General features: G+C 41.9%; 27 protein-coding genes. 13 read left to right on the forward strand and 14 right to left on the reverse strand.

What is annotated here, in order from left to right; translation table 11 throughout:
* Window positions 1-112 precede the first annotated feature (112 nt).
* The 4 genes from PAE54_RS01280 to PAE54_RS01295 all read right to left on the reverse strand — a co-directional run bounded on the left by PAE54_RS01280 (window position 113) and on the right by PAE54_RS01295 (window position 3,781).
* Window positions 113-1,255: a ribonuclease D gene (locus tag PAE54_RS01280; RefSeq protein WP_326518117.1), complete on the reverse strand. Its 1,143-nt coding sequence runs from the start codon at window positions 1,253-1,255 to the stop codon at window positions 113-115.
* A gap of 373 nt (window positions 1,256-1,628) precedes the next feature.
* Window positions 1,629-2,225, reverse strand: a complete 597-nt coding sequence (gene recR / locus PAE54_RS01285; RefSeq protein WP_326518118.1) for a recombination mediator RecR — start codon at window positions 2,223-2,225, stop codon at window positions 1,629-1,631.
* Between the two features lie 12 nt (window positions 2,226-2,237).
* Complete coding sequence (locus PAE54_RS01290; protein WP_273779104.1) at window positions 2,238-2,567, reverse strand: YbaB/EbfC family nucleoid-associated protein; 330 nt, start codon at window positions 2,565-2,567, stop codon at window positions 2,238-2,240.
* A 26-nt stretch (window positions 2,568-2,593) separates the two neighbouring features.
* On the reverse strand, window positions 2,594-3,781 hold the full coding sequence (locus PAE54_RS01295; protein WP_273779103.1) for an O-succinylhomoserine sulfhydrylase: 1,188 nt from the start codon (window positions 3,779-3,781) through the stop codon (window positions 2,594-2,596).
* A gap of 411 nt (window positions 3,782-4,192) precedes the next feature.
* Between PAE54_RS01295 and PAE54_RS01300 the strand changes: the two genes are divergently transcribed.
* From PAE54_RS01300 to PAE54_RS01315, 4 genes are all read left to right on the forward strand, one after another.
* Window positions 4,193-5,068: an NAD(P)-dependent oxidoreductase gene (locus PAE54_RS01300; RefSeq protein WP_326518119.1), complete on the forward strand. Its 876-nt coding sequence runs from the start codon at window positions 4,193-4,195 to the stop codon at window positions 5,066-5,068.
* A gap of 82 nt (window positions 5,069-5,150) precedes the next feature.
* A complete protein-coding gene (locus PAE54_RS01305; RefSeq protein ID WP_326518120.1) occupies window positions 5,151-5,420 on the forward strand; it encodes a YARHG domain-containing protein in 270 nt (89 codons plus the stop codon).
* A 22-nt stretch (window positions 5,421-5,442) separates the two neighbouring features.
* Window positions 5,443-5,856 carry an HIT family protein gene (locus PAE54_RS01310; protein ID WP_273779099.1) on the forward strand — a complete coding sequence of 138 codons (414 nt, stop codon included), beginning with the start codon at window positions 5,443-5,445 and terminating at the stop codon, window positions 5,854-5,856.
* 266 nt (window positions 5,857-6,122) lie between these two features.
* Window positions 6,123-7,205, forward strand: coding sequence for a porin (locus PAE54_RS01315; RefSeq protein ID WP_326518121.1), 1,083 nt, complete (start codon window positions 6,123-6,125; stop codon window positions 7,203-7,205).
* 155 nt (window positions 7,206-7,360) lie between these two features.
* Here the strand turns inward: PAE54_RS01315 and PAE54_RS01320 are convergent, their stop codons facing one another.
* Window positions 7,361-7,831: a DUF6231 family protein gene (locus PAE54_RS01320; RefSeq protein WP_326518122.1), complete on the reverse strand. Its 471-nt coding sequence runs from the start codon at window positions 7,829-7,831 to the stop codon at window positions 7,361-7,363.
* Window positions 7,832-7,867: 36 nt separating this feature from the next.
* On the opposite strand from PAE54_RS01320, the gene PAE54_RS01325 reads away from it, so the two are divergent.
* Window positions 7,868-8,737, forward strand: coding sequence for a DUF2797 domain-containing protein (locus tag PAE54_RS01325; protein ID WP_326518123.1), 870 nt, complete (start codon window positions 7,868-7,870; stop codon window positions 8,735-8,737).
* A 68-nt stretch (window positions 8,738-8,805) separates the two neighbouring features.
* Here PAE54_RS01325 and lpxB read toward each other — a convergent pair whose 3' ends face one another.
* Complete coding sequence (gene lpxB, locus PAE54_RS01330; protein WP_326518124.1) at window positions 8,806-9,978, reverse strand: lipid-A-disaccharide synthase; 1,173 nt, start codon at window positions 9,976-9,978, stop codon at window positions 8,806-8,808.
* A gap of 239 nt (window positions 9,979-10,217) precedes the next feature.
* On the opposite strand from lpxB, the gene PAE54_RS01335 reads away from it, so the two are divergent.
* The 3 genes from PAE54_RS01335 to PAE54_RS01345 all read left to right on the forward strand — a co-directional run bounded on the left by PAE54_RS01335 (window position 10,218) and on the right by PAE54_RS01345 (window position 12,897).
* Window positions 10,218-11,099, forward strand: coding sequence for a sulfite exporter TauE/SafE family protein (locus PAE54_RS01335; RefSeq protein WP_326518125.1), 882 nt, complete (start codon window positions 10,218-10,220; stop codon window positions 11,097-11,099).
* 126 nt (window positions 11,100-11,225) lie between these two features.
* Complete coding sequence (locus tag PAE54_RS01340; protein ID WP_273779091.1) at window positions 11,226-12,317, forward strand: 3-deoxy-7-phosphoheptulonate synthase; 1,092 nt, start codon at window positions 11,226-11,228, stop codon at window positions 12,315-12,317.
* A 55-nt stretch (window positions 12,318-12,372) separates the two neighbouring features.
* Window positions 12,373-12,897 (forward strand): protein-tyrosine phosphatase family protein, encoded by a 525-nt coding sequence (locus tag PAE54_RS01345; RefSeq protein ID WP_326518126.1) that lies wholly within the window; start codon window positions 12,373-12,375, stop codon window positions 12,895-12,897.
* Here PAE54_RS01345 and ispF read toward each other — a convergent pair.
* Window positions 12,885-13,376 (reverse strand): 2-C-methyl-D-erythritol 2,4-cyclodiphosphate synthase, encoded by a 492-nt coding sequence (gene ispF / locus PAE54_RS01350; protein WP_326518127.1) that lies wholly within the window; start codon window positions 13,374-13,376, stop codon window positions 12,885-12,887. The genes PAE54_RS01345 and ispF overlap by 13 nt on opposite strands.
* Window positions 13,377-13,481: 105 nt before the next feature.
* Here ispF and PAE54_RS01355 point away from each other — a divergent pair, with 105 nt between their 5' ends.
* Complete coding sequence (locus tag PAE54_RS01355) at window positions 13,482-14,138, forward strand: A1S_1983 family putative colistin resistance protein (protein WP_326518128.1); 657 nt, start codon at window positions 13,482-13,484, stop codon at window positions 14,136-14,138.
* A gap of 54 nt (window positions 14,139-14,192) precedes the next feature.
* On the opposite strand, the gene ispD is transcribed toward PAE54_RS01355, so the two are convergent.
* Genes ispD through pyrG form a run of 5 tightly spaced genes read right to left on the reverse strand, consistent with a single transcriptional unit; the run spans window position 14,193 to window position 19,143 of the window.
* Window positions 14,193-14,915, reverse strand: coding sequence for a 2-C-methyl-D-erythritol 4-phosphate cytidylyltransferase (gene ispD, locus PAE54_RS01360; RefSeq protein ID WP_326518129.1), 723 nt, complete (start codon window positions 14,913-14,915; stop codon window positions 14,193-14,195).
* Window positions 14,884-15,270, reverse strand: coding sequence for a cell division protein FtsB (gene ftsB / locus PAE54_RS01365; RefSeq protein ID WP_326518130.1), 387 nt, complete (start codon window positions 15,268-15,270; stop codon window positions 14,884-14,886). Before ftsB ends, ispD begins: the two co-directional genes overlap by 32 nt.
* A gap of 12 nt (window positions 15,271-15,282) precedes the next feature.
* The gene (gene eno, locus PAE54_RS01370; RefSeq protein WP_273779081.1) at window positions 15,283-16,572 is read right to left on the reverse strand and encodes a phosphopyruvate hydratase; all 1,290 of its coding nucleotides are present in this window, start codon (window positions 16,570-16,572) and stop codon (window positions 15,283-15,285) included.
* 45 nt (window positions 16,573-16,617) lie between these two features.
* Window positions 16,618-17,475 (reverse strand): 3-deoxy-8-phosphooctulonate synthase, encoded by an 858-nt coding sequence (gene kdsA, locus PAE54_RS01375; RefSeq protein ID WP_273779079.1) that lies wholly within the window; start codon window positions 17,473-17,475, stop codon window positions 16,618-16,620.
* 33 nt (window positions 17,476-17,508) lie between these two features.
* Window positions 17,509-19,143: a CTP synthase gene (gene pyrG, locus PAE54_RS01380; protein WP_326518131.1), complete on the reverse strand. Its 1,635-nt coding sequence runs from the start codon at window positions 19,141-19,143 to the stop codon at window positions 17,509-17,511.
* A gap of 228 nt (window positions 19,144-19,371) precedes the next feature.
* On the opposite strand from pyrG, the gene PAE54_RS01385 reads away from it, so the two are divergent.
* Window positions 19,372-19,773, forward strand: a complete 402-nt coding sequence (locus tag PAE54_RS01385; RefSeq protein WP_326518132.1) for an internalin — start codon at window positions 19,372-19,374, stop codon at window positions 19,771-19,773.
* Window positions 19,774-19,861: 88 nt separating this feature from the next.
* Here PAE54_RS01385 and PAE54_RS01390 read toward each other — a convergent pair whose 3' ends face one another.
* Together PAE54_RS01390 and PAE54_RS01395 are read right to left on the reverse strand one after the other, a co-directional pair.
* Window positions 19,862-21,886 carry an oxidoreductase gene (locus PAE54_RS01390; RefSeq protein WP_326518133.1) on the reverse strand — a complete coding sequence of 675 codons (2,025 nt, stop codon included), beginning with the start codon at window positions 21,884-21,886 and terminating at the stop codon, window positions 19,862-19,864.
* A 1,068-nt stretch (window positions 21,887-22,954) separates the two neighbouring features.
* Window positions 22,955-23,869 carry a LysR family transcriptional regulator gene (locus tag PAE54_RS01395; RefSeq protein ID WP_273779071.1) on the reverse strand — a complete coding sequence of 305 codons (915 nt, stop codon included), beginning with the start codon at window positions 23,867-23,869 and terminating at the stop codon, window positions 22,955-22,957.
* A 107-nt stretch (window positions 23,870-23,976) separates the two neighbouring features.
* On the opposite strand from PAE54_RS01395, the gene PAE54_RS01400 reads away from it, so the two are divergent.
* From PAE54_RS01400 to catA, 3 genes are all read left to right on the forward strand, one after another.
* Window positions 23,977-25,086, forward strand: coding sequence for a muconate/chloromuconate family cycloisomerase (locus PAE54_RS01400; protein ID WP_326518134.1), 1,110 nt, complete (start codon window positions 23,977-23,979; stop codon window positions 25,084-25,086).
* 11 nt (window positions 25,087-25,097) lie between these two features.
* Entirely contained in the window at window positions 25,098-25,388 is a 291-nt protein-coding gene (gene catC, locus PAE54_RS01405; protein ID WP_273779068.1) for a muconolactone Delta-isomerase, read from the forward strand.
* 158 nt (window positions 25,389-25,546) lie between these two features.
* Window positions 25,547-26,467 (forward strand): catechol 1,2-dioxygenase, encoded by a 921-nt coding sequence (gene catA, locus PAE54_RS01410; protein WP_273779042.1) that lies wholly within the window; start codon window positions 25,547-25,549, stop codon window positions 26,465-26,467.
* Window positions 26,468-26,544: the final 77 nt, after the last annotated feature.

Consider the following 26,544-nt stretch of genomic DNA (forward strand, 5'->3'; position numbering starts at 1 on the left):
TGGTTATACCAACTCATAAAACACTTGTCACAGCATACATGAAAAAAAAGCCCGAGACATTAGCCTTTATGAACACAACTGTCACGTTTTTATTGGGCTTTTTAAAGAAACCCTATTCTGCCACTTGCATCTGTGTCGATAAATAATTTTCATCGGCATGTAAAATTTCAACAAGTGGTTTGGTCAACAACTCATAGCGCCAGCCGAGAAGATAATCAGGCAGATCCTGCTCATCACCATGGAATACCACATGCTGATAGATAGCATTCAACCACTTTTTGCGCAATAGAACTTCTTTGGGCACCGTAATATCATCGCTGACCTGTTGTAATAGCAGATTGACTTTACTGCCCACATCCTGAGAAGAATGACGGATCGGCCGTGCCATACGCAATGGCCAATATTCAGCGTCAGGTAAAAATTTCAACAGATCCAGAATAGTTTTGCCATGTTCACGGATAATATTCGGACGAATATCTTTGACTTGCGATAATTGAAACTGATTACGCGGATTTTTTTCCACCAAATCAATCATGGTCGAGTTTTTCAGAATAAAGCTGCGCGGCTGATTCAAGGCTTTAACCATCTGCTCGCGCCAGACACTCAACTGTTGCAATTGCATCAATTGACGACGAGAATGTCGATAATTCCCCACATCTAAATATAAATCTTTTAATGGAGTTTCACTGGCAATTTCACGAGTCAAATTCGTGCAATCTTCCAATACAAAGTCATACAGCTGTTTGGAGATTAAATCCTGTTTGATCTTATCCGCGAGTTTCATCAGATAAAATACATCATTCGCAGCATAACTGAGCTGTTGTGCAGTTAAAGGCCGCGCCAGCCAATCTGAACGGGTCTGGTCTTTATCAATTTCAATATCTAAAAACAGTTTCAGCGCATTTTGATAACTGATCTGCAGGCCATGCCCTAAAAAAGACAGACCCACTTGGGTATCAAACACATTATCGAGTTGTTTTTTTTGTGCATAATGATAGATGAGATCAATATCCTCACCACAAGCATGGAAAATATTCAGTTTGGCCTGAAAAATTTTATCCCAGAGTTCAGTTAAATCGAGTGTGGTTCCATCAAGTAAGAAAATCTGTTCCGCAATATTAATTTGAAAAACCCCGAGTTTTGGCCATAAGGTATCCACCTTAATAAATTCGGTATCAAGACCATAAATCGGGTATTGATCCATCAAAGACAATACGTCGGCAAGGTCACTCTGGTGTTGGACAAATCTAAACATAACGGTGCAAATCAAAAACGAGGAAAAACGCCCCCTTGGATGAAGTAGTTATAACATTTAACTCTAATTTATTTCTAGTTTATCTATCACAACTGTCGATCTAGGAGATTGTTAAGAAAATAAAAAATCTCATTTAATCAAAACTCGACAATGATTTAAGTGATTGATTTATTATTTATTTCATTCAGAAATTAGGATTGATTCGAAAGACTTCAATTTAAATAAAAATGACTTCCAATCTCGCACAAGCACCATTTTTGTGCAAATAAAAGATCTCAATGGTTTATTTTTCTAATAAATTCATAGACTAAGAAAACTATTTTTTGAATATATGTTCAATTTTTAAAAATTAAAATAAAGGCTAACCGAATGCTTATTTCATGCGCATTCGGTTGTGTACAGCCTGGCTGAGCGTATGACTATCGACATATTCCAGTTCTCCCCCTTGCGGAACACCCTGTGCAATTCGGGTCATGTGGACTGCCAAATGCTTGGTTGCTTCCACTAGATAATGTGCTGTTGCTTGCCCCTCAACCGTGGCATTGGTTGCCAAGATTACCTCTCGGATATTGCCTTGCGCCAATCGCTGAATCAGATAAGGAATACCAATTTCTTCTGGTCCAATTCCATCAAGTGGTGAAAGATGTCCACCAAGAACGTGATATTTACCTTTAAAGCTGCCACTCTGCTCAATCGCCATTACATCTGCGGGTGATTCAACCACACATAACAGCTGATCATCACGTTCGGGTGATGCACAAATGTCGCAAATCTCATGTTCGGTCAAAGAATGGCAAATCGAACACTCATGAATATACGATGTCGCTTCATTTAAAGCCTGTGCTAGCCCTACTGCACCTTCACGGTTTTTCATCAGTAAATGCAATGCCATGCGTTGTGCCGATTTAGGCCCAACGCTTGGCAAAATACGCAGTGCTTGTACAAGTTGATCAAAACGATCACTAAACACGTTACGTTATCCTTAGAATAAACCAGCTAAACCAGGTGGCAAGCCCATACCGCTATTGGCAGCTTTCATTTTTTCATCTGCAATAAGCTCAACCTGACGCGAAGCATCATTGATCGCTGCAGCAATCAGATCCTCAATCATGTCTGGTTCATCCTGTAAAAGTTCAGGATTGATTTCAATACGCTTCACCACATAACGGCAGGTCATGGTCACTTTAACCAGACCACCACCGGCTTCAGCCTGAACTTCCGTTTGCGCAAGCTCTTCTTTGGCTTTTTTAACGTTGCTTTCCATTTCTTTTTGCATGCGCTGAGCTTGTTGCATCAACATATTAATGTTCATAATTTTCTCCGAACAAAATGATCCAATCAGATTAATGCTAAACCACGAGATAAATCGCGGATAATATCGTCAATATCTTCAAGGCCGACCGAAACACGGATTAAGCCTTCACGAATACCGGCTGCTTCTTTCGCCTCAGCGGAAAGTTTGCCATGGGTTGTGGTCGCCGGATGAGTAATGGTTGATTTCACATCACCCAAGTTACCAGTAATCGAAATAAATTGAGTATGATCAATCACGGTCCAAGCCCCTTCACGACCACCTTTCACCTCAAAAGAAACGATCCCACCAAAGCCATTTTGTTGTTTTGCCGCTAGTTCATGACCAATATGAGTTGGCAAACCAGCATAATAAACTTTTTCCACCTTATCATGCTGACTTAACCATTCTGCTAATTTTTGTGCGCTTTCAGAGTGGGCTTTCATGCGAAGCTTCAAGGTTTCCAGACCTTTTAAGAATACCCAGGCATTGAATGGACTCATTGAAGGTCCCAAAGTACGCACCATACCAAAGACTTCTTCAAGTAACTGATGTTTGCCGACAACGGCACCACCCAAAGCCCGACCTTGGCCATCTAAATATTTAGTTGCCGAGTAAATCACTAAATCCGCACCAAATTTTAGAGGTTGCTGCAAAATAGGTGTACAGAAACTGTTGTCAATTGCCAGCAAAGCACCGTTGGCATGAGCGACATCAGCTAAGGCCTGAATATCCGCAATTTCCGCTAGCGGATTCGATGGAGACTCAACAAAGAGTAATTTGGTCTCTGGACGAACCGCTTGTTTCCATGCCTCAACATCGGTTAAATCAACAAAATCAACTGCGACGCCAAATTTGGCAATATATTTTTCAAATAAAGAAACTGTCGAACCAAATACCGCACGTGAGCAAATGACATGGTCACCAGCTTTTAAATAAGCCATAGCCACTGCAAGAATCGCCGCCATCCCGGAACTGGTTGCAACGGCTCGCTCTGCACCTTCAAGTGCAGCAAGACGTTTTTCGAACATGGCTACAGTTGGATTAGTAAAACGCGAGTAGATGTTGCCAGGAACCTGACCAGAAAACTTGGCTGCAGCTTCCGCCGCATTGGCATACACAAAGGAAGATGTCAGGAAGATAGGTTCTCCATGCTCACCTTCAAAACTGCGGGTATGGCCGGTACGGATAGCTAAGGTATCGAGTTGATAATCAAAATCGTCTTGTTGGCTCATGTCTACTACTCTGATTCAGTCTGTAGGACTGCTGATATAAAAACTGCCAACATTTTGAGCGCCGGATGTATTGCAGGTCAAGGTAAAATATAAAAATATCGTCTAGACTGTAAACAACATCGTGGCGTATAGAAATTCAAATTACCGAATCTGCTCAATCTACGCGCTATCAGTATAAGAGTTACTCAAACCAGTTACCAGCGCCCACTAGGGATGAATGTAATGAATGCATTTATATAAAATAGAAAAGATTCGATATAGGTGGATATTATTTGGTTGATTTCTATTGGTCAAAAAGTTAAATGTTTTATTTAATCTAATAGCACCAGTTTTATTTAAAATGCTGGGATTTAAATTTATCCCAGCATTCCAAAGAATTACTTAACTTTTTATTACTGTGAGGGACCAGACATGATCCAATCTGTCGCATTTATTGGTTTAGGTGCCATGGGCTATCGTATGGCGGCACATTTACCTAAACATTTTAAACAGGTCTATGTCTGGAACCGTAACTTTGCCAAAGCTGAACAACATGCAGCTGAATACCCTACCCAGGCTGTACCACTCGAACAGGCCGTTCAAGCCGATGTGATCTTTTCCTGCTTACCGACGAGTCAGGATGTTGAAGCATTAATCACGCCTTTAACCTTAAAAGCTGGCTCAATCTGGGTGGACTGCACCAGTGGCATTCCTGAATCAGCCAGGAAACTCACTTTACTTCTCAAAACCCAACAACAAGTGGATTTCCTTGATGCACCGGTCAGCGGACAAACAATTGGTGCAGAAAATGCCACATTGACCTTTATGGTGGGTGGTAATGCGGCAGCATTCGAACGTGCTTTACCCGCAATGCAGGCAATGGGCAAGCTCATTCAACATGTGGGTGAATCTGGCGCTGGATTTGCTGTCAAGGCTGTGAACAATATGCTGATGGCGGTAAATTTGTGCGCTGTTGCAGAAGGTTTCACTACCTTAAAAGCCCATGGCGTCAGTTTAAACGCCGCATTAGAGTGTATTAATGCCTCGAGTGGTAAAAGTGCCGTGACCGAAAGTGTCTTTCCGCAGCGCGTACTGAACCGACAATTCCCCCTTACATTTGCACTTTCTTTACTGGCGAAAGATACAGGAATTGCCCAAGACCTAGTGCGTGAAGCCAAACTTTCTGCACCTGTGATCGGATTAACACACAGTCTTATTCAGGCTGCCAATTCTCTCGCCGAAGAACCGGGGGATTTTTCTACTGCCATCAAAATGTATGAATCTTGGAGTAAAATTACATTGGAGTAATGATTCGCCATTGAAAATTGAATCATTCCACCTAATACTTAAAGTGTGCAGATGTGTACTGAGATATGTAGAGGATGGTCTCATGAATAAATTTGCTGTTGCGATGATTGCCAGTTTAGCTAGCATAACGGCATTTCTTAGCCAAGCCGCAACGCCGGAGCAAGAATGTCAAAAGCTCAAAGATGATTACAATATCATCTACGCCTCTAAAGGTTTCTGTTTTAAAGATCCTGAAGCGAAAGCAAAGTTTGGCAATGAAAACTGTTATACCAGTAAGCCAAAATTTACCGAGAAAGAGCAACGACGTCTTGACGAAATCAAAGCACGTCAGAAAGAATTGAACTGTAAGTAATCCAACTTTCTAGGAATTAATAATGGCATACGATGATCAAAACATTTTTGCAAGAATTATTCGCGGTGAACTCCCTGCAATCAAAGTATATGAAGATGAGCAGGTTCTTGCATTCATGGATATTATGCCACAAGCAGATGGGCATACCCTGATCATCCCTAAAACGCCAGCCATGACTTTGCTCGACCTACCCGCAGAGGCAGCAGCTTATACCATTCAAATCGTACAACGAATTGCGCAAGCCATTGAAACAGCCTTAGATGCGCAAGGCATTGTGCTGATGCAACTCTCTGGTTCAAGTGCCGGTCAAACTGTGCCACATGTACATTTCCATTTAATTCCAAGCTCAGTACATGAACTTGGTAAGCATGCTGCGCAAATGGGTGATCAAGATCGCATCAAGCAACTTGCTGAAAAAATTAAAGCCGCCCTATAACAATCATTAATTTAAAAAAAAGGAGCTTTGGCTCCTTTTTTTTATTTTATTAATAATAAATTCAAAAACTTAAGAACCTCCAATCATTCTTATTACAATTTATTACGTGTCATCAAACTGTCATACTTTTTTCACGTCTCTGTCACAAAGTTTGCAGATACTGCATAGCAAGTTGGTGAGCTTATGTAACGTTTTGTACAAAAGCACACTATAAAAAGCATGAGCAAGGCAAATGCCATTTTAAAAAGTGTTTTGGAGAAATCTCAATGAAAAAATTGCTTCTCGCAGCTGCAGTTGCAACAGTGGGTATGAGTGCAGCACAAGCGGCACCAACTGTGTACGGTAAACTAAATGTTACTTTGGACCAAGTTGATAACAACAAATTTGATGGCAAAAGCGACGTTACTGAACTTAACTCAAATGCTTCACGTCTTGGTGTAAAAGGTGAAGAGAAGTTAACAGAGAAACTTGCTGCTGTTTACCAAATGGAATGGGAAGTTGGTACAGATGGCGGTAGCGCTGACTGGAAACAACGTAACCGTTTCTTGGGTTTAAAATGGGCTGGTCTAGGTACCCTGAAAGCAGGTTATTATGACTCTTATTTCAAAACTGCTGCTGGTAATGGACAAGACATCTTTAACGATCATAACCAACTTGACATCACTAACATGATGTATGGTGAAGATCGTCTTGACAATGTAATCGGTTTTGAATCCGACAAGAAATTGCTTGGTGGTGTTCAATTCAATATCCAAGCTCAACAAGGTGAATCTACAACTGCTGGCGCAACTAAAGGTGATGCTGGCAAACGCGATGGTTTCGGCGATGCTATTTCAGCGTCTATCCTTTATGATAACAAAGACCTAGGTCTGTCTTTAGGTGTTGCTGGTAACTCTGCAGTTAAGGGTAAATATAACGCGGCAGGTACAACAGCTGATGTCGCGCTTAAAGATGTAGCTAGCGATGCTTTTCGTATAACTGCTGCTTATGACTTCTCTAAAGTAGGTATCAATGGTTTGACTTTAGGTGGTTTATGGCAAACTGCTGAACCAACTGACGATGTAACAGGTTATAAAAATCTACAAGAAGATGCATATACCATCACTGCAGCTTATAAAGTTGGTTCAACACCATGGGTTGTAAAAGCTGAATATGCAAATGCAAATACAACTTATACAAATGCTTCCGCGGTTTCGTTCGACAACACTATCGATCAATACGGTCTAGGCGTTGACTACTACTTCAACAAACAAGCACGTATGTATGGTGTAGTTGCTCAGCAAAGCCGTGACTGGGCAGTTGATGAAGACAAAACTGTATTCGGTATCGGTATGGAATATAATTTCTAATCTTACGGTTAGAAGTTGATTCTTAAAATAAAAGGGCTTCTGCCCTTTTATTTTTTGTCCTTTAAAAATCAGAAAATGAACTTAATTGAAGTTGTACCTTTGCCTTAAAACCTGTAAGTTTCCTTTAATACTTCGTTTGAACCCATATTTAAAAATTACCAGCGATATTTATCCCAATTTTCCGGATTTGCCCAGAATTTTGAGTTAAACCAGTCAGGTACATGCTTATAAGTCAGAATATTAAATTGCCACAAAGCAAAATCGCTGTCATGGGCAGTTTTATCAATCAGCTGGGTAAAACCCAGCGCACGCAGAAGCTTTTCATCCTGCAAGCTGCTTACCACAACAATACGTTTCGCCATTAAGTCACGCAACTTCACTAATAGTTGTGATTTATGTATATCCATCAACTCGCGCGTATCTGTTGTATAAAAGAGCACAAATGCCAGATCATAACGCTGTGTAAAAGGCAGATTTAAAAAATCAGTTACGTTAAAATAATTCCATTGTATCGTCGAGTTTAGGTCATCCTGAGCTAAATTCTGGCCTATACATAATGCAGTTTGAATCGGCTGTTCTTTTGATAAATCGTCTAACATTGAAGTAATGACATTCAATTCAGCCATAACTGCATCCTTTTGATATGAAGAGAGTATTCACGTATGGAACTACAGGGCATTTGCCATAAAATGCATGCAGGTCTTAAAGACCTTAGTGTAACTGATCAACAGACTCGTAAGGCAAATGTTGAATACAAATTTATTCTGGACCGTTCAGAAATTAACCTTCCTTTTACCTTGGGTGAAGAATTGGAAATTGAATGGACCGGTAAAATTTTTTGTGTTTCCTGCGGTGCAAAAACCAGTAAGTCTTTTTCACAAGGACACTGTTTTAAATGCTTTAAAACAAAAGCATCCTGTGATCTTTGTATTATGAAGCCGGAAACCTGCCATTATCATTTAGGCACCTGCCGGGAAAATGATTTCGCCCATGAAGTGTGTTTTCAGCCGCATATTGTGTATCTCGCAAATTCGAGCGCCTTAAAAGTGGGCATTACCCGCATCAGCCATATGCCAACGCGCTGGTTGGATCAGGGTGCTACCCAGGCCTTACCGATTTTAAAAGTCGGTTCCCGCCGTCTGTCTGGCCATCTTGAAACCTTATTTGGTACTCAGGTAGCTGACAAAACAGATTGGCGAAAACTACTTAAAGGTGAAGCTGAACCACTTGATCTGGTCAAAACACGGGATGAATTACTCGAAGAATTCGCACCAAAAATTCAGGCCATTCGAGAAGAATTCAATCAACATCTTGAGTTTAATGAAACACTCGAATTTTTGGATCAGGAACTGGTGAACGAATTTGTTTATCCTGTGGCTCAATACCCAGCCAAGATCAACTCTCACAATCTGGATAAAACCGCAAAAATCCGGGGTGTCCTACAAGGGATTAAAGGCCAGTATTTAATACTGGATACGGGCGTCATCAATATCCGTAAATATTCAGGTTATGAAATTATTTTAAGAAGTTAAACCTTTCAACTCATTGGAAACTCAATCAAAGCCAGATTCTTGCCTTTGCAGGAATCCGGCTATCGTTGTTATACCAGAAGCTGCGTAATCGCTTGAACAGGATCTTCTGTATTATCTGAAAGCAAGCGTTTATGCATACTAATATGTTGCATCACCTGAATTTGGGCAATTTCTATATCCATCAGTCTTTCCAGCTCAGCAGCCAAGCGTTCTGGAGTAGCATCCTGTTGAATTAATTCCTCAATAATTTTCTTACCAGCAATGATATTAGGTAAAGAATAATAAGGGATTTTCACCAATAAACGTGCAATGCGGTAAGTCAGCCAATTCAGTTTATAGAAAGTCACCATGGGGCGATGTAACAACATGGCTTCCAGCGTTGCCGTTCCAGAAGCCAAAGCAATGATATTACTTGCCCCCATAACCAGACGTCCAATTTTTGATTCGGTTCCTGTATTGTCCATGACCTTGACCTGGTGGGTAAAATCAGCTGGATAATTCATGAGAATTTGTGTGATCTGCTGCTTACGGGCTTCATTAATCGCTGGAACCAAGAACTCAATCTGTGGGTATTTCGTGTGTAACTGCTGTGCAGCAGAAAATACCAGCGGTGCCAAACGTTCTACCTCTCCCCGACGACTTCCCGGCAGTAAAGCAATATACTGTTTTTGCGGATCAAGATTTAATTGCTGCCGTGCCTGTTGCATCGGGTTATCTAGAGGCAACTGGTTAGCCAAAGGATGCCCAACAAAAGCGGCTGCGACCTGATAGCGCTCATAAAATGCTTTTTCAAATGGAAACAAGCAAAGCACCAAGTCTACACTTTGTTTAATGCCATGCACACGACCCTGCCGCCATGCCCAAACCGAAGGACTGACATATTGTACGGTTTTGATCGGTAACTGTTTTTGCTTCAGGCTTTTAGATAAACGTAAATTAAAATCGGGCGCGTCAATCCCAATAAATACATCCACTGGCTGTTCAGACCAACGCTGTACCAAGCCATCTCGTACTGCAAATAATTTTTTCAGATCTTTAAGAACTTCAACAATCCCCATGACTGATAAAACATCCATGGGATAATAACTGTTAAATCCTTCTGCGATCATTTGTGGGCCACCAATCCCCTCAAATTCAGCATCAATGCCCTGCTCACGAAAACGACGAATCAGTTGTGCGCCCAAAGTATCTCCAGAAACTTCTCCGACCACTATGCCAATTTTAAGTTTTCGATTTTGCAAAATTTTTTCCTCATTGGTGGTTTTTTCAATTTTAGCACAATGACTCTGTAAATCTGTGCTCATACGGTTTTTATTCTAAAGCCATCCAATTCTTTCTATTTATGTACTAAGTTCCACTTTTCACCTGTGAATTTACGCGTCTAAATCAGTTTTTGAGATAAGCAATTCAATAATCATCACAACCACTAAGTTATAAAAGTCATAAGATATGCTCGTTTCCTGATATTTGGCATTGTTTCATGTTTGGTCCTATCGAATTTATCTTAGCAGGCGTATTGGTTGGTTTTTGTGTAGGGATTACCGGGGTTGGTGGTGGTTCGCTCATGACACCCATCTTGATTAGCCTGTTTAAGATCGAACCACACATCGCGATTGGTACAGATTTATTGTATGCCTCAATCTCTAAATTCTGTGGCTCTGTAGTCCATGCCCGCAAACTGAATATTGTATGGCCGATTGTCATCTGGCTAGCACTGGGAAGTATTCCTGCCTCATTTGCAACGCATTGGGTATTGGAAAACTATTTAAGCCAGTCGACTCATTACAAAGCTGTGCTCACCATGGTTTTAGGATTCATGCTCACCCTCACAGGGGTTTCAATTATTTTCCGCAGCCAAATTGAACGATTCTTTAACCGTTTTCGCAAACTGGATGTGTCAACCACGACAGAACTGCAACCTGAAGCCATCAAGGCCAAACGCTTTTATATCCTGATCATGGGTATAGTTCTGGGCGTATTCGTCACCCTGTCTTCAGTCGGTGCCGGTGCTTTTGGTATCATGGCGCTGATTCTGATGTTCCCGAATCTGCCGATGATCCGCATCATTGGTTCTGACGTGGTTCATGCCGTCTTGCTAACACTGGTTGCAGGTTTGGGTCACATGAGTTCGGGTAATGTCGATTTTCATCTGCTCGGCTGGTTATTGGCTGGCTCGATCCCTGCCATTGTGATCGGCACACTCATCAGCTCACATTTACCTGAACGAATGATTCGTAAAATTCTGGGTATTACTCTGTTCGCTCTAGGTGTCAATTTCATGCTCAATCCGGTAAAAGCGAAACCCGTCCAGAAACCACAAACGGCTATGGTCGTAACTGTAGAAAAATCATCCATTGTTTAATCTATGCCACGGATTCATTGGTTCTTTTCAACGCTTTATTACGCTTTTGTATAGTAACTCGATGATTAATTCGTGGTATATTCAGGTAAATAGAACAACTTTTGTATGATCAATCCAGTGACAGCAATGAATACACTACAGTCAAAGCCAATTACACAATCTGATATCGATGATGTGAATGTACAAAGCATTCAGCCCCTTGTAACACCAGCACAACTGAAAGCTGAACTACCTTTGACTGAAACCGCTTATCAAACCGTATTGAAAGGCCGTGAAACCATTCGCAATATTCTTGATGGCAAGGATAAACGTTTGTTTGTGGTGATTGGTCCATGCTCGATTCATGACACCACTGCCGCACATGAATATGCAGATCGTCTTAAAGTACTGAGTGAAAAAGTCAAAGATTCTCTTTATATCGTGATGCGTGTTTATTTCGAAAAACCACGTACAACAGTGGGTTGGAAAGGTCTAATCAATGACCCAGATATGAATGACTCATTCAATATCGAAAAAGGTCTGCGTATTGGCCGTAAGCTATTGCTTGAACTCAATGAAAAAGGTCTACCATGTGCAACGGAAGCCCTTGATCCGAACTCACCACAGTATTATCAAGACCTTATCTCTTGGTCAGCCATTGGTGCACGTACCACTGAAAGCCAGACCCACCGTGAAATGTCCTCTGGTCTTTCATCTCCGGTAGGTTTCAAAAATGGTACAGATGGTGGACTGACTGTTGCAACCAATGCGATGCAATCGGTGAAACATGGTCATAGCTTCTTAGGTCTAAATGAAGATGGTCAAGTTTCTGTGATTCGTACCAAAGGTAACCCATACGCGCACGTTGTATTACGTGGCGGTAATGGTAAACCAAACTATGATGCTGGCTCTGTTGCCGAAGCTGAAAATGCATTAGCCAAAGCAAAAGTCAGCAACAAGATCATGATTGATGCAAGCCATGCCAATTCCAACAAAGACCCATTCTTACAACCTCTAGTGTTACGTAATGTAACGCAACAGATTCTAGAGGGTAACAAATCAATTGTAGGTTTGATGGTAGAAAGTCATTTGAAAGGTGGACGTCAGGATATTCCCGCAAATCTATGCGATCTTGAATATGGCAAATCAGTGACAGATGGCTGTATCGACTGGGAAACTACAGAACAGACCCTGCTCGAAATGCATGAAGCACTAAAAGACGTGTTACCAAACCGTTAATCAAGAAAACGCCATCTTTTAGATGGCGTTTTTTAATTACCCAAAGGAACCAGCCATGACTGACCTTGAATATACCTTAAGCCAGATTCCGCACTTTGATTATGTCCATGAACATTTATTTTGTTCAGGACAACCTTCTGCCGAACAGCTGCAGCTTATCAAGGAATATGGCTGTTCTACCATTATTAACCTTGCATTGAGTAATGCCCCAACCAGCCTTGCACATGAAGATCAGATCTGCTTAGAAATCGATTTAAACTATATTCATATCCCGCTAAATCTTGAGCGCCCTTCTGCTGATCAAGCTATTTTAGTCTTGGAACTGCTTGATCATTTAGTACAGCAACAAACTGTCTGGCTACACTGTGGTAACAATCAGCAATGCAGCAGCCTGATCTATTTGTATCGCCTGTACTACATGAATATGGATATGGCGACTGCTCAAGACCATCTGCATAAAATCTGGGAACCTAACGATACCTGGACTGGCTTGATTCATGCTGTCAGCATGCAACTCCAGGGGCGTAAAGCCACACTAGAGTTACAACAAGCTTTAGTCACTGAGCATCATTTTGCTTGATGACTAATGAGTACCGTTGCTGTTGCTAAAATACCTTCCTGACGGCCGGTAAAACCTAATTTTTCGGTGGTCGTGGCTTTAATACTGATTTGCGTTACATCGACGTCCAACACATCTGCGATGCTTTGACGCATCTGTAAATTATATTTCGCCAGCTTAGGTCGCTCACAGGCAACGGTGATATCCGCATTATTGAGTACATAGCCCCGATCCAAAACCAGTTGATACACCTTTTTTAATAGTACTCTGCTGTCTGCGCCTTTAAATTCGGGATCTGTATCCGGAAAATGTTGTCCAATATCCCCTAAGGCTAATGCTCCTAACAAGGCATCACATAAGGCATGTAGCACCACATCTCCATCCGAATGAGCCTTTAAGCCATGGGTATGTGGAATCTGCACTCCCGCCAATGTGACAAACTTGCCCTGTTCAAAGGCATGCACATCCATTCCCTGACCAATACGCATTTGTAGCATCATTTGCCGCCTCCAGATCTTTAGAAATAAACTTGCAAAATGTTGTATTCACGCTTTCACTTTCGCTATAGTTACAGCAGCGTTATATCAGTGAAAGTATAAGTGATCATGCGATCAAATACAGAACTTCATCATGGTAACATTTTGAAATTATTACTACTAGCAAGTGGTCTGATCACTTCAGCGGCTCATGCGGATCGTATCATTGCCTGTCATCACGACCAGCTTTCTGCAGGGATCAAAAAAATATGTTCCACACACTTTGATCAACAACGTAACGAACTGAACGATAAGACCCTCAGTGCATACCTGATCAGTGATGCACCGATGCAATTATTACAGGACACACAACAGTTGTGGCTACAACGTCTTACCGAATGCAAAAATAAAAACTGTGTAGAACAACAGTTCGAACAGCGTTTCTTTGATTTAGATCTCTATACTTCAATGAAGCAAAGCTTAACCCAACATTACATTAAGTTTGAAAATGGGAAAATAGCAACACAACCCGTGCATTTTAAAATTCATCAACTCAGTAAAGACCGAATTAAAATTGAAGGGATTGCTTACCGAAATCCGAATAATCGTACAGAACGCCAGATTTATCCTTTTTTGGCCTATACCACACCTGAACAAAAACAACATATTACTGATAATGAGCACAATTGCAGCTATCAGTTTGATTATCAAAAAGCTTTATTAAAAATCACAACGCAGCAAGAAGGTTGCGAACGCTTTACTGGCCTGTATCGTTTATATGATTGACACATCACATATCGGCATTTTTATTTTCTAGAAGTACCGTAAAATATATAACCTTCACACTGATTTTTGTTGAGATTGCAAAATTAATCTTGCTAGTTCCAGATCTTCAGGATAAGTAATCTTAATATTATCCGAACGTCCAGTCACAACATGTACCGCCTCACCAATATACTCGAGCGCACTCGCTTCATCCGTAATCATCACTTGATCCTGCAAAGCCTGCGCTATGGCATGCTTTAATACCCCTAACTGCGCAATTTGCGGTGTTTGCGCCTGCCAGAGCTGCTCACGACTGACCGTTTTCTCAATCTTTTGTGCCTGATCTACATATTTCAGCGTATCTCGCACTGGAATCGCAAGAATTGCACTAGTTTTATGGGTTACAGCATACTCAAGTAAAGCCAGAAGGTTCTCTACAGCCACACATGGACGGGCAGCATCATGAACCAACACCCAATCTTCAGGATGGGCGATTTGTGACAGATAGTTCAACGCATTAAGTACAGAGTTCACACGTTCAGCACCACCCTGACAAAAATGGGCTTTTTCAAATGCTCGAAAAGGCAATTTCTGTGCAATATCATCCTGTGCACCAATCGCCAGCACATAACCCGTGAGAGGTAAATCATTTAAACGCTGGATTGTATGCTCAAGAACAGTTTTTTCTTCAATGATTTGATATTGTTTTAATTCAGTTTTAGAAAACCGACTACCAGAACCTGCAGCGGGAACAATCGCCCATAACTTAAGGGATTCGAGGGTCTGCAGGTGTTTCATTGGTGGTTAAATCTACTTTTGCGTTTGGATTGATATAAATCGGTTTGTAATGGGTACTAATGGTACTCATTTGAATAAATGTTTCATGAGGCTTGATCAGACCGAGGTCTAAACGTGCGTGTTCTTCAATGGCTTCAATGCCATTTTTCAAGTCATACACTTCGGCCGCCAGAATACGGTTACGTTCTTTTAATTCTTTATTTACTTCAACTTGCTGTTGAATCTGTTGAGTAAGTGCTTGGTGATCGTGATAGCCACCCTCACCAAACCAGAACAAATACTGAAACCCTGCTATCAAAACGATAGCAAGGATCAGTACTGCTTTACTCGAAGTTGATCGAAAAACTTCTTTCATAAATAACAAAGATTAATTCAAACCTTTGAATTCAGCGCGACCACGGTAAACCGCTTTGGTCAACTCTTCAATACGAAGCAATTGGTTATACTTCGATACACGGTCTGAACGGCAAAGTGAACCCGTTTTGATTTGACCTGCTGCTGTACCTACTGCAAGATCCGCAATCGTTGAATCTTCAGTTTCACCAGAACGGTGAGAAATGACAGTGGTGTAACCATTTGCTTTGGCAAGATAGATTGCATCCAAAGTCTCAGTCAAAGTACCGATCTGGTTGTATTTGATCAGAATAGAGTTGGCCACTTTCTCATCAATACCACGTTGCAAAATCTTAGGATTGGTTACGAATAAATCGTCACCCACCAACTGGATTTTGTCGCCTAAGATTGAAGTTAGGTAAGACCAACCTTCCCAATCAGACTCATCTAGACCATCTTCAATCGAAATGATTGGATATTGTTTTACCAGACCTGCAAGGTAGTCGGCAAACTGGTTGCTGGTAAATGCTTTGTTGCCTTCACCTTCCAGAATGTACTGACCATTTTTGTAAAATTCTGAAGATGCGCAGTCAAGTGCAAGCATGATGTCAGAACCTGCTTTATAGCCAGTCTGTTCAATAGCTTGAAGAATCACAGTGATCGCTTCTTCGTTAGAGCGAAGGTTTGGCGCAAAACCACCTTCATCACCTACTGCAGTGTTTAAACCTTTTTGGTTAAGTACAGATTTTAGTGAGTGGAAAATTTCAGCACCCGCACGTAACGCTTCAGAGAATGAAGTGAAGCCAACTGGCTCAATCATAAACTCTTGAATATCAACGTTGTTGTCCGCATGTGAACCACCATTCAAGATGTTCATCATCGGTACTGGCATAGACAAAGTCTGTTGACCACGCAAGTTGGCGATGTACTGGAATAGAGGAAGTTTTTGTTCAGTCGCAGCAGCGCGTGCAGCAGCCAAAGACACGGCCAAAGTTGCATTTGCACCCAACTTCGCTTTGTTTTCAGTACCATCAAGTGCGATCATTTTGTCGTCAAGTGCTTTTTGTTCAAAAACATTTTGACCCACAAGCAACTCATGGATTTGGCTATTGACGTTTTGTACCGCAGTGCGAACGCCTTTACCTAAGTAACGTGATTTGTCACCGTCACGAAGTTCTAAAGCTTCACGAGAACCAGTTGAAGCACCAGATGGTGCACATGCACGGCCAACAACACCAGATTCCAAGATTACATCTGCTTCGATGGTTGGGTTACCACGAGAGTCCAAAATTTCACGTGCACGAATGTCAACGATTTGGCTCATGAACAATTCCTCAGTTGAATGAATAACAAGATACGAAAACTCGTATCAATGAGTATCTAACTTTTTGAATCCTTTAACTAAAGTATCCAATTCTTTTAATTGTGCCAAGAATGGCTCAAGCTGCGATAAACGTAAAGCACATGGACCATCACACTTTGCCTGATCTGGATCGGGATGCGCTTCTAGGAATAAACCAGCCAAGCCAGTCGCCATACCCGCACGCGCCAAAGTCGTGATTTGCGCACGACGACCGCCCGCTGAATCCGCACGGCCACCCGGTGTCTGTAGTGAATGGGTGACATCAAAGAATACCGGAACATTCATTTCCTTCATGATATCGAAACCCAACATATCAACGACCAGGTTGTTATAACCGAATGCTGAACCACGCTCACACAAAATCAGCTTATCATTACCCGCTTCTAAACATTTGTTCAGAATATGGCGCATTTCATGGGGTGCAAGGAATTGGGCTTTCTTGATATTGATGATCGCATCAGTTTTCGCCATCGCTTCAACCAGATCGGTCTGACGACTTAAAAACGCTGGTAACTGGATAATATCGGCAACTTCAGCCACGGGTGCTGCCTGATACGGCTCGTGTACATCCGTGATGATCGGCACATTAAAATGTTTTTTAATGTCAGCTAACCACTCGATGCCTTTTTCCAGACCTGGACCCCGGAAAGAATACAGGCTTGAACGATTGGCTTTATCAAAACTTGCCTTGAATACATACGGGATCTCTAAACGCTTACAGATCTCCACATAAGTTTCTGCGATTTCAAAAGCTAAGTCTTTCGACTCCAATACGTTCATGCCGCCGAATAGTACAAATGGCAAATGATTTGCCATTTGTATATCGCCTAAACGTACAATTTCTTGTGGTTTTAATTGTGACATTTAAACTTTCCTAGTTTATCCCTAGTTTTTTAATTACTTCTGATGCTGCTGTTTAGCTGCCGCAATAAAGCTGGCAAACAACGGATGACCTTCACGTGGCGAACTGGTGAATTCCGGGTGGAATTGTACCGCGATAAACCAAGGATGATCAGCAATCTCAACCGTTTCTACCAAATGTTGTGCAGTTGAATAACCCGAGATTTTCATTCCTGCTTGTTCAATTGGTGCAATAAAGCGATCGTTCATTTCATAACGATGGCGATGACGTTCGGTAATTTCTGCTGCACCATAAATTTCCCGAATCTTGGTGCCTACAACCAATTCTGATTTTTGTGCACCTAAACGCATGGTTCCACCCAAATCTGAATCAACACTACGATGCTGTAATTCACCGCGCTCATCTAACCATTCAGTAATCAAACCAATCAATGGGAATTTTGTAGAGCGATTGAATTCAGTTGAAGTGGCTTCTGGCATGCCCGCAACATTGCGTGCGTATTCGATTACAGCAAGCTGCATCCCCAAACAAATACCAAAGAATGGAATTTTATTTTCGCGAGCATAGCGAATTGCAGTCATCTTACCTTCAGTGCCACGCTCACCGAATCCACCTGGAACTAGAATCGCATCTGCTTCAGCGAGAACCTGATTCACATCTTCAGATTCCAAACGCTCTGCATCGACATAATCAATCTGGACTTTTACACGGTTTTTAATGCCGGCGTGTAATAAAGCTTCATTGACAGATTTATAGGCATCTGGAAGCTCAACATATTTACCCACCATTGCGACACGAACGGTAAATTCAGGATTCAGCAACGCTTCAACCACATTATCCCAATCGGTTAGATCCGCTTCTGGCAAATCCGTATAACCAAAACGCTCACAGATAAAGTCATCGACATCCTGTTCATAGAATGTACGTGGAATTTGATAAATGGTTTTGGCATCTTTACAAACCACAACTGCACGTGCTTCTACGTTGGTAAAGAGTGCAATCTTGCGGGTGGTATCAGCATCAACATCATGCTCGGTACGGCAAATCAGAATGTCTGGCTGAATACCAATCGACAATAACTCTTTGACTGAGTGTTGAGTTGGCTTGGTTTTGAGTTCAGCAGCAGACTTAATATATGGTAACAAGGTTAAATGCATGAGCATTGAACGCTTGTGGCCCAATTCAACTAAAAGTTGGCGGACAGACTCCATAAAAGGCAGAGATTCGATATCACCTACTGTTCCGCCAATTTCAACGATCGCAACGTCGTAACCTTCGCCGGCACGTAGTACACGTTCTTTAATATTGTCTGTGATGTGTGGAATAACCTGAACAGTACCACCAAGATAGTCACCACGACGCTCTTTGTTCAGTACATCCTGGTAAACACGACCAGAAGTGAAGTTGTTGAGCTTGGTCATTTTTGCGCGACGCAAGAAACGCTCGTAATAACCCAAATCTAGGTCAGTTTCAGCACCATCCTCTGTGACAAAAACTTCACCATGTTGGAATGGGCTCATCGTGCCTGGATCGACATTAATATATGGATCCATTTTCACCATGGTCACTTTTAAACCACGAGCTTCTAAAAGTGCAGCAACTGAAGCAGCTGAAATACCTTTACCTAGTGATGAAACCACACCACCAGTCACGAAAATAAAATGGGTCATTGAGTTTCTCGTACAATCGAGCCTAAATCGGCATGCAATGCTGGGCAATTTTACTTTACTCTGCACCTATAAAGCAAAGTCAATCCGCATCAATTCATGGAACAATAAACAATTGGCTATTCTATCAGCATTTTTTATAAAAATTTAGCGCCTCATATGATGATTTTTATCGGGCGTTTTATTGTTATAATGGTGCCACTTCTATATACAGCTGAATTTTGTGTGACGATGAACAAGAAACTTTTAATCTGTGGCTTAATCGCGACTGGTCTGGCACTCAGCGCATGTGTAAAAAAAGAAACTCCTCAGGAAGATGAAAAAGCTCAGACAGAAACTGAGCAACAAGTCACCTCTGAAGTTGAGTTTAAACCTCTAGACAATACACAAGCCGCATCTGAAGCCAAAACTGTCACCATCATTCGTGAAGAAACCAAAAACACCACGACCGAAATTCGCCGTGAGGTTCGCGAGCAACCAGCCGAAAGCAAAAACACGAATAAAACTGAAACGCCTAAAACTGAGAATGATACTGCCCAAAGCAGTACGCCTAAATCGAAAGATGAACCGCAAACTGAAGAAGATGCGGTTGCTGCTGCTATTGCTGCTGCTTCACCTGCATTGGAAAAGTAAGTCCAGTCTTCTGTTCCTATTAAAACACCCAGTGAAACAACTGGGTTTTTTAAATTATAAGATGGCGCAGTTCATCCAATTTATTCTTTTATATCAGAGCAGCCAGTTCAGCACCCTGACGGATCGCCTGTTTCGCATCCATTTCACCGGCTTCTTTTGCACCACCAATCAAATGAACCTGTTTTCCAATAGTTACTAATGATTCATACATCGCCGTATACGATTCCTGTCCAGCACAAATCACCACATGATCTACAGCTAGTAGCTGTGGCTGTTCATTGATACGGATATACAGCCCGTCATCATCAATCTTTTCATACTGCACACCCGCCAGCATTTTGACATGATGCTGTTTCAAACCCATACGATGAATCCAACCCGTCGTTTTCCCTAAACCTGATCCAACTGCCGTATTTTTGCGTTGCAGCAAATAAATTTCCCGTTCTGTCGCGGGTATATGTGGTACCTGTACACCTCCGGCGTGCTGATAATGAGGATCAATTCCCCACTCAGCATAAAATTTTTCTGGATTCAGACTAGCACTTTCACCTGAATGAACTAGATATTCAGCCGTATCAAAACCGATCCCACCTGCACCAATAATCGCAACGCGACGACCAACAGGTACTCGCTGCTTCAGCACTTGCAGATACGACAACACCTTAGGATGGTCAATTCCCTCAATCTGCAACCGTCTTGGCATCACGCCTGTTGCTACTACAATGTCATCATAATTTGACTGGCTCAATTCCTCAAAAGTCACGGTATGATTCAGTTGCAGTTTAATATTCGGCTGTATTTCGATTTGGCGTTTAAAATAACGCAGCGTTTCGTGGAATTCTTCTTTACCCGGAATAGTCTTCGCAACATTAAACTGCCCGCCAATCTGGTTTTCAGATTCATAAATCGTAATCTGATGCCCACGCGATGCCGCATAAATCGCAAAACTTAATCCCGCTGGCCCCGCACCCACGACAGCAATAGATTTTGGTTTTACCGCAGGCATAAATTGCAATTCTGTTTCATGGCATGCACGCGGATTGACCAGACAAGTGGCTATTCGTTTAGAAAAAATATGATCCAGGCAGGCCTGATTACATGCAATACAAGTGTTGATTTCATCGCTTCGACCTTCACTGGCCTTAAGTACAAATTCGGGGTCAGCCAGCATCGGGCGTGCCATCGAAATGAGATCGGCTTGTCCTGAAGCAAGCACATGCTCCGCCATTTGTGGCGTATTAATCCGGTTCGAGGTAATAAGAGGAATACTAACTGCACCTTTTAGCTTTTCAGTGACCCAGGTGAATGCCGCACGCGGTACTTTTGTTGCAATTGTAGGGATACGTGCTTCATGCCAGCCAATCCCACTATTAATAATGGTTGCTCCCGCCTGTTCAATCTTTTTGGCTAATTCAATAACTTCTTCGAGCGTAGAGCCTCCTTCCACCAGATCCAGCATGGATAAGCGGTAAATAATGATAAAGTTCTCACCAACCGCCTGACGGGTACGTCTGACAATTTCTAAAGGGAAACGAATCCGGTTTTCGTAACAACCGCCCCACTCATCATCACGGTGATTGGTACGCGCTGCAATAAATTCATTAATCAGATAACCCTCTGATCCCATGATTTCGACCCCATCATAACCTGCCTGTTGAGCAAGTTGAGCGGTATAAACAAAATCACGGATGGTTTGCTGAATCTCCGCAATGGTTAGCGCTTTGGGTTTGACTGGATTAATGGGGGCTTGAATCGCTGAAGGCGCAACCAGATTTGGTTGATAAGAATAACGCCCCGTATGTAAAATCTGCAGGGCAATTTTACCTCCTTCTGCATGTACCGCCTGGATAATAATTTTATGTTTTTCAACATCTGCGACTTGGTTGAGTATGCTGCTACCGGGAAACGTCACCCCTGCTTCGTTAGGCGCTACTCCACCAGTAACAATCAAACCCACACCACCTCGTGCCCGTTCAGCATAAAAGGCTGCCATTCGCTCAAAACCCTGAGGTGCCTCCTCAAGTCCCACATGCATAGAACCCATTACAACCCGGTTCTTTAATGTCGTAAAACCTAAATCCAATGGGGCCAATAAATGAGGGAAAGTAGACATACAAGCTCCTTGCTAAGTCACGACAATGCTGTCTTCAACATATGGATATGTTGAATGTTTCATTTATAAGTGATGGTTCAAGCTGAGACAAGCAGCAGGAATCGACCTCAACAGTCACTTTCTAGCAATATGTTAATCCCTACTACTGATTAAGAAACATCTCAATAAAAAGCCGTTCAGTAATATCTACCGGCTTAAATATGAATAAATAGGTTAAGCAACCCTTCAGAAACAATAGATCAATCTGTTGAAGTGCATCCGATTTTTTCAATTATTTTTCTCCACCCATGCAAGTGATCAATAATTAAACAAAAATCATATCTATAGAGAGCTTATTCCAGGCATTAAACCCATCTAATTCGAGCTGTTTTGAATTCCCCACATTAGCGGAGTTGATACTTATTGGGTATTTGAGTAAATTTCACCCTGCCGAAAGTAGTATGCAGGGTCGACTTTCAATCTAGAGATAAAAGTTACATTGGCTATACCCAAGCCCACCTTGTAGTAAACAGGAAATACAGAATCAAGGATCGATGGACTTTCATTAGAAATTTGCATGAAATGGAAACTTTTCATTCATGATGTGGAGTGATAATTAGAAAAGACCATTAAAATTAGCCAGAAGAAAAAGTAATGGGATTTAAATAGATTATAAAAAACATGAACTTATAAAAATAAGAATAAAACAAACGGCCCTATTTTTTTAATTATGTAGAACATCACTTAATTATTTTCCGTATCCTTATTTCACTATTACTCAAATACCTGCTTAGACTTGGCTTGCAATTTCAAAGGCAACAGCACGATAACAATCTTATTGCTCTACAGTCTTTACGGCACTTGTACTAGAGCTTGGCATTATGAAAATAAGATGAAAGCTATGCTTAAGTCTGCAGTCAAGAAAAAAAGAAGATAAAAGATATTTGAGCAAAAAGCAGTCAAAAAGAATGTCTTAAACCACGACAGGAAAAGAATTACCCTTCAAACAACAGAAAAACGATTATTTTTTTCATCATTTTTTAATCATCTCTCTGTAAATTGAAGGGTTAGATTAGACTAAAGGCGTAGTCAAAGAACCGTACGGTCGTATTTAATCGCCTCCAGGTCGTAGACCTGATAGATACAGTCAAACAGTGAACGGATATCTTCACTTTCATCCATATTACGAATCGCCAGAAAGATCGGACTCACTGCAGCATCATCTAATAATGGGATGTAATTTAAGTGTGGAAAGCGAATAGTATTGGCACTTTCCGGTACTACACTAATCCCTTCTCCTGCAGCCACCAACCCTAAAGCCAGCTGAATTTCACGTACTTCTTTAAAGTTTTTGGGTTCTAAACCATATTCAGAAAAGATTGATCGCATTTGTGTCGAGAAATTTGGTTTTGGATTTGCCGGATAAAGAAAAATATTTTCATCAACAATATCAGATAGATGAACACCTTTTTCATAACGAGACAAAGGATGACTGACATGAACAGCCACCATTAAACGCTCTTCACGCAGCAATACACGTCGAATCGCTGGATCAGAAATACGTAACCGGCCAAAGCCTACATCAATCTTGCCTTCTTTCAGGGCCTGGATCTGTTCTTTGGTGCTCATCTCAATGAGTTGAATTTGCAGATGCGGCTGCTGCTGACGATATAAGTAGACAATTCTCGGTAATAATCCATAAAGCAGTGATCCCACGAATCCCATGGTTACCACACGTTCAACCATCCCGACACGCTTGGTCATCGACTTGATTTCTTCAGCATTCGACAGCAATTTGACCGCATGTTGATAGAAAAACTGACCTGCTGGAGTGGTCTGCAAAGGGCGACTTCCGCGCTCAAATAATTGAATTCCCAACTCATTTTCCAGATTTTGGATCTGACGGCTCAGTGGCGGTTGGGCAATAAACAGCTTCTCTGCTGCCTTTGTAAAGCTTTGTTCCTCTACAACGGCTACAAAGTAACGTAAATGTCTGAGTTCCATGCTCACCTCATACCATTAAGGTATATTAAAATGCATATTTGATCTTAGACACAGTTTAATCATTCTTTTAAGGTATACACAAGAGATAACCAACCCAGATAACGAAGATGTATAAATCAGTAGAAACCTTGCTTGTAGAGATCCCAACGATCCGCCCGCACAAAATGGCGGTGGCGACGATGCAAACTCAAACTTTGGTTTTGATCAAAATCACTACTGAAGACGGCATCATTGGTTGGGGTGAAGCGACAACAATTGGTGGCTTAGGCTACGGTGAAGAAAGCCCAGAAAGTGTTAAGACAAATATTGACACTTATTTTGCACCACTCTTGACGTCAATTAAAGATTTAAATGTTGCTCAAACATTGAGTTTGATTAAACGCAACATTAATGGCAACCGTTTTGCAAAATGCGCAATCCAAACTGCCCTGCTTGATATCCAAGCCAAGCGTTTAGGTTTGCCAGTGAGCGAGTTGCTCGGTGGTCGTCTGCGCAACAGCGTGCCAGTCCTTTGGGTATTGGCTTCTGGTAACACAGAAAAAGATATCGCTGAAGCGAAAAAGATGGTCGAGCTAAAACGTCACAACATCTTTAAATTGAAAATTGGTTCACGCAAAGTCCAAGAAGATGTTGAGCACGTATTGGCGATCAAGCAAGCTCTAGGTGCTGACGTTTCTATCCGTGTTGATGTGAACCGTGCTTGGTCTGAGCTTGAAGCGATCAAAGGTATCCAGTTGTTACAAGATGGTGGTGTAGACCTGATTGAACAGCCATGTGCCATTGAAAATTTAGATGCCATGGAGCGTTTAACTCGTCGTTTCGATGTTGCGATTATGGCAGATGAATCCTTGATGGGTCCTGCAACAGCGTACCAAATCGCGAAACGCAATGGCGCATCAGTATTTGCGGTGAAAGTAGCACAATCGGGCGGTCTGATTGAAGGTTGTGAAGTTGCAAAAATCGCCAAATTGGCAGGCATTGACCTTTATGGTGGAACAATGCTCGAAGGTTCTGTAGGCACTATCGCATCTGCGCATGCCTTCTCAACTTTCGATAATTTGGCCTACGGCACTGAACTGTTTGGCCCCCTCTTACTCACCGAAGAAATTTTAAAAACACCGCTTCGTTACGAAAATTTTGAACTTGCAATTCCACAAGGCCCAGGTCTGGGGATTGAGCTAGATGAAGACAAACTTGACCAACTACGTCGTAAGTAAGGAGTAAACACATGCTGTTTCAAGTACGCATGGATGTAAACATTCCATTAGATATGCCAGCTGAGAAAGCGGCTGAGATTAAAGCTGTTGAGAAGGCTTACTCACAAGACTTACAACGTCAGGGTAAATGGCGTCACATCTGGCGTATTACTGGCCAATACTCAAACATCAGTATTTTTGATGTGGAAAGTAATGAAGAGTTACACAATATTCTGCAAGGTTTACCCCTTTATCCATATATGGATATCGAGGTGATGGCACTCAACCGCCATCCATCTTCAATCCGTGAAGATGACACCTGATTGAATCGTGGTGATGAATTGTGAGGGCTCTTCATCATCACAAAAACTCCGGTCATCCGGCCGGTTATTAAAATCGTGGTTAGCGGGAAATTTGCCAGCATTTATGCAAGCTTAGCTGACCACTCAATGAAAAAAGCATACATTCAAGGAGCAATTGTATGGATCGTCAAGCGATTGAAAATTTAGTTAAAGCATGTAACGTAGACACTTCTGAAGGTCCAGTAGACGCGCGTTTACAACAAGTTGTTGTGCGCCTAGTGACTGACTTCTACCAAGCAATCGAAGATCTTGATCTTAGCCAATCTGAAGTTTGGAAAGGTGTTGAAGCGATCATCGACATGGCGAAAGCTGATGAATTTGCTCTTTTAGGTTCTGCTATCGGCCTAGAACACTACCTTGACCTACGTGCTGATGAAGCTGACGCTAAAGCAGGTTTAACTGGCGGTACTCCACGTACAATCGAAGGTCCATTATATGTCGCTGGTGCGCCTGAATCTGTAGGTTTCGCTCGTATGGACGACGGTTCTGAAGAAGGCAAAATTGCAACGCTTATCATCGAAGGTAAAGTGACTGATACTGATGGGGAAGTGCTTTCTGGTGCTAAAGTTGAAATGTGGCATGCCAACAGCCACGGTAACTACTCGTTCTTCGATAAGTCTCAATCACACTTCAACCTGCGTCGTACCATTTTCACTGATGAAAACGGTAACTACACAGCACAAACCACTATGCCTGTAGGTTACGGTTTGAACCCAGAAGGTCCGTTACAACAAATGTTGAACAAACTTTCTCGTCACGGTCAACGTCCTGCGCACGTGCACTACTTCATCTCTGCGCCAGGTCACCGTAAATTAACCACTCAGTTCAACATCGAAGGCGACAAATACCTTTGGGACGACTTTGCATTCGGTACGCGTGAAGGTCTAGTTGCAACTGCTGTTGACGTAACTGACGAAGCTGAAATCGCACGCCGCGGTTTGAAAGGTCCTTTCAAACACATCCAGTTCGACATCGTTCTTCAGAAAGATAAAGAAGGTGCGCCTTCTACTGAAGTTGAACGTCGTCGCGCAAGCGCTTAATTAGCTGAAACCCAAGGAACCGAAATGTTTAACTTCCCTATTCTGTTAAGCATTTCGGTGACTTCCTAACATTTGGA

This window comes from Acinetobacter minutum (assembly GCF_035916735.1).
Lineage (GTDB): Bacteria > Pseudomonadota > Gammaproteobacteria > Pseudomonadales > Moraxellaceae > Acinetobacter.

Excerpts from the sequence above, each read along its gene's own strand:
- PAE54_RS01280 (WP_326518117.1), bottom strand. The coding sequence starts at position 1,255 with ATGTTTAGATTTGTCCAACACCAGAGTGACCTTGCCGACGTATTGTCT.
- PAE54_RS01290 (WP_273779104.1), bottom strand. The coding sequence starts at position 2,567 with ATGAACATTAATATGTTGATGCAACAAGCTCAGCGCATGCAAAAAGAA.
- PAE54_RS01295 (WP_273779103.1), bottom strand. The coding sequence starts at position 3,781 with ATGAGCCAACAAGACGATTTTGATTATCAACTCGATACCTTAGCTATC.
- PAE54_RS01300 (WP_326518119.1), top strand. The coding sequence starts at position 4,193 with ATGATCCAATCTGTCGCATTTATTGGTTTAGGTGCCATGGGCTATCGT.
- PAE54_RS01305 (WP_326518120.1), top strand. The coding sequence starts at position 5,151 with ATGAATAAATTTGCTGTTGCGATGATTGCCAGTTTAGCTAGCATAACG.
- PAE54_RS01310 (WP_273779099.1), top strand. The coding sequence starts at position 5,443 with ATGGCATACGATGATCAAAACATTTTTGCAAGAATTATTCGCGGTGAA.
- PAE54_RS01315 (WP_326518121.1), top strand. The coding sequence starts at position 6,123 with ATGAAAAAATTGCTTCTCGCAGCTGCAGTTGCAACAGTGGGTATGAGT.
- PAE54_RS01320 (WP_326518122.1), bottom strand. The coding sequence starts at position 7,831 with ATGGCTGAATTGAATGTCATTACTTCAATGTTAGACGATTTATCAAAA.
- PAE54_RS01325 (WP_326518123.1), top strand. The coding sequence starts at position 7,868 with ATGGAACTACAGGGCATTTGCCATAAAATGCATGCAGGTCTTAAAGAC.
- PAE54_RS01335 (WP_326518125.1), top strand. The coding sequence starts at position 10,218 with ATGTTTGGTCCTATCGAATTTATCTTAGCAGGCGTATTGGTTGGTTTT.
- PAE54_RS01340 (WP_273779091.1), top strand. The coding sequence starts at position 11,226 with ATGAATACACTACAGTCAAAGCCAATTACACAATCTGATATCGATGAT.
- PAE54_RS01345 (WP_326518126.1), top strand. The coding sequence starts at position 12,373 with ATGACTGACCTTGAATATACCTTAAGCCAGATTCCGCACTTTGATTAT.
- ispF (WP_326518127.1), bottom strand. The coding sequence starts at position 13,376 with ATGATGCTACAAATGCGTATTGGTCAGGGAATGGATGTGCATGCCTTT.
- PAE54_RS01355 (WP_326518128.1), top strand. The coding sequence starts at position 13,482 with ATGCGATCAAATACAGAACTTCATCATGGTAACATTTTGAAATTATTA.
- ispD (WP_326518129.1), bottom strand. The coding sequence starts at position 14,915 with ATGAAACACCTGCAGACCCTCGAATCCCTTAAGTTATGGGCGATTGTT.
- ftsB (WP_326518130.1), bottom strand. The coding sequence starts at position 15,270 with ATGAAAGAAGTTTTTCGATCAACTTCGAGTAAAGCAGTACTGATCCTT.
- eno (WP_273779081.1), bottom strand. The coding sequence starts at position 16,572 with ATGAGCCAAATCGTTGACATTCGTGCACGTGAAATTTTGGACTCTCGT.
- kdsA (WP_273779079.1), bottom strand. The coding sequence starts at position 17,475 with ATGTCACAATTAAAACCACAAGAAATTGTACGTTTAGGCGATATACAA.
- pyrG (WP_326518131.1), bottom strand. The coding sequence starts at position 19,143 with ATGACCCATTTTATTTTCGTGACTGGTGGTGTGGTTTCATCACTAGGT.
- PAE54_RS01385 (WP_326518132.1), top strand. The coding sequence starts at position 19,372 with ATGAACAAGAAACTTTTAATCTGTGGCTTAATCGCGACTGGTCTGGCA.
- PAE54_RS01390 (WP_326518133.1), bottom strand. The coding sequence starts at position 21,886 with ATGTCTACTTTCCCTCATTTATTGGCCCCATTGGATTTAGGTTTTACG.
- PAE54_RS01395 (WP_273779071.1), bottom strand. The coding sequence starts at position 23,869 with ATGGAACTCAGACATTTACGTTACTTTGTAGCCGTTGTAGAGGAACAA.
- PAE54_RS01400 (WP_326518134.1), top strand. The coding sequence starts at position 23,977 with ATGTATAAATCAGTAGAAACCTTGCTTGTAGAGATCCCAACGATCCGC.
- catC (WP_273779068.1), top strand. The coding sequence starts at position 25,098 with ATGCTGTTTCAAGTACGCATGGATGTAAACATTCCATTAGATATGCCA.
- catA (WP_273779042.1), top strand. The coding sequence starts at position 25,547 with ATGGATCGTCAAGCGATTGAAAATTTAGTTAAAGCATGTAACGTAGAC.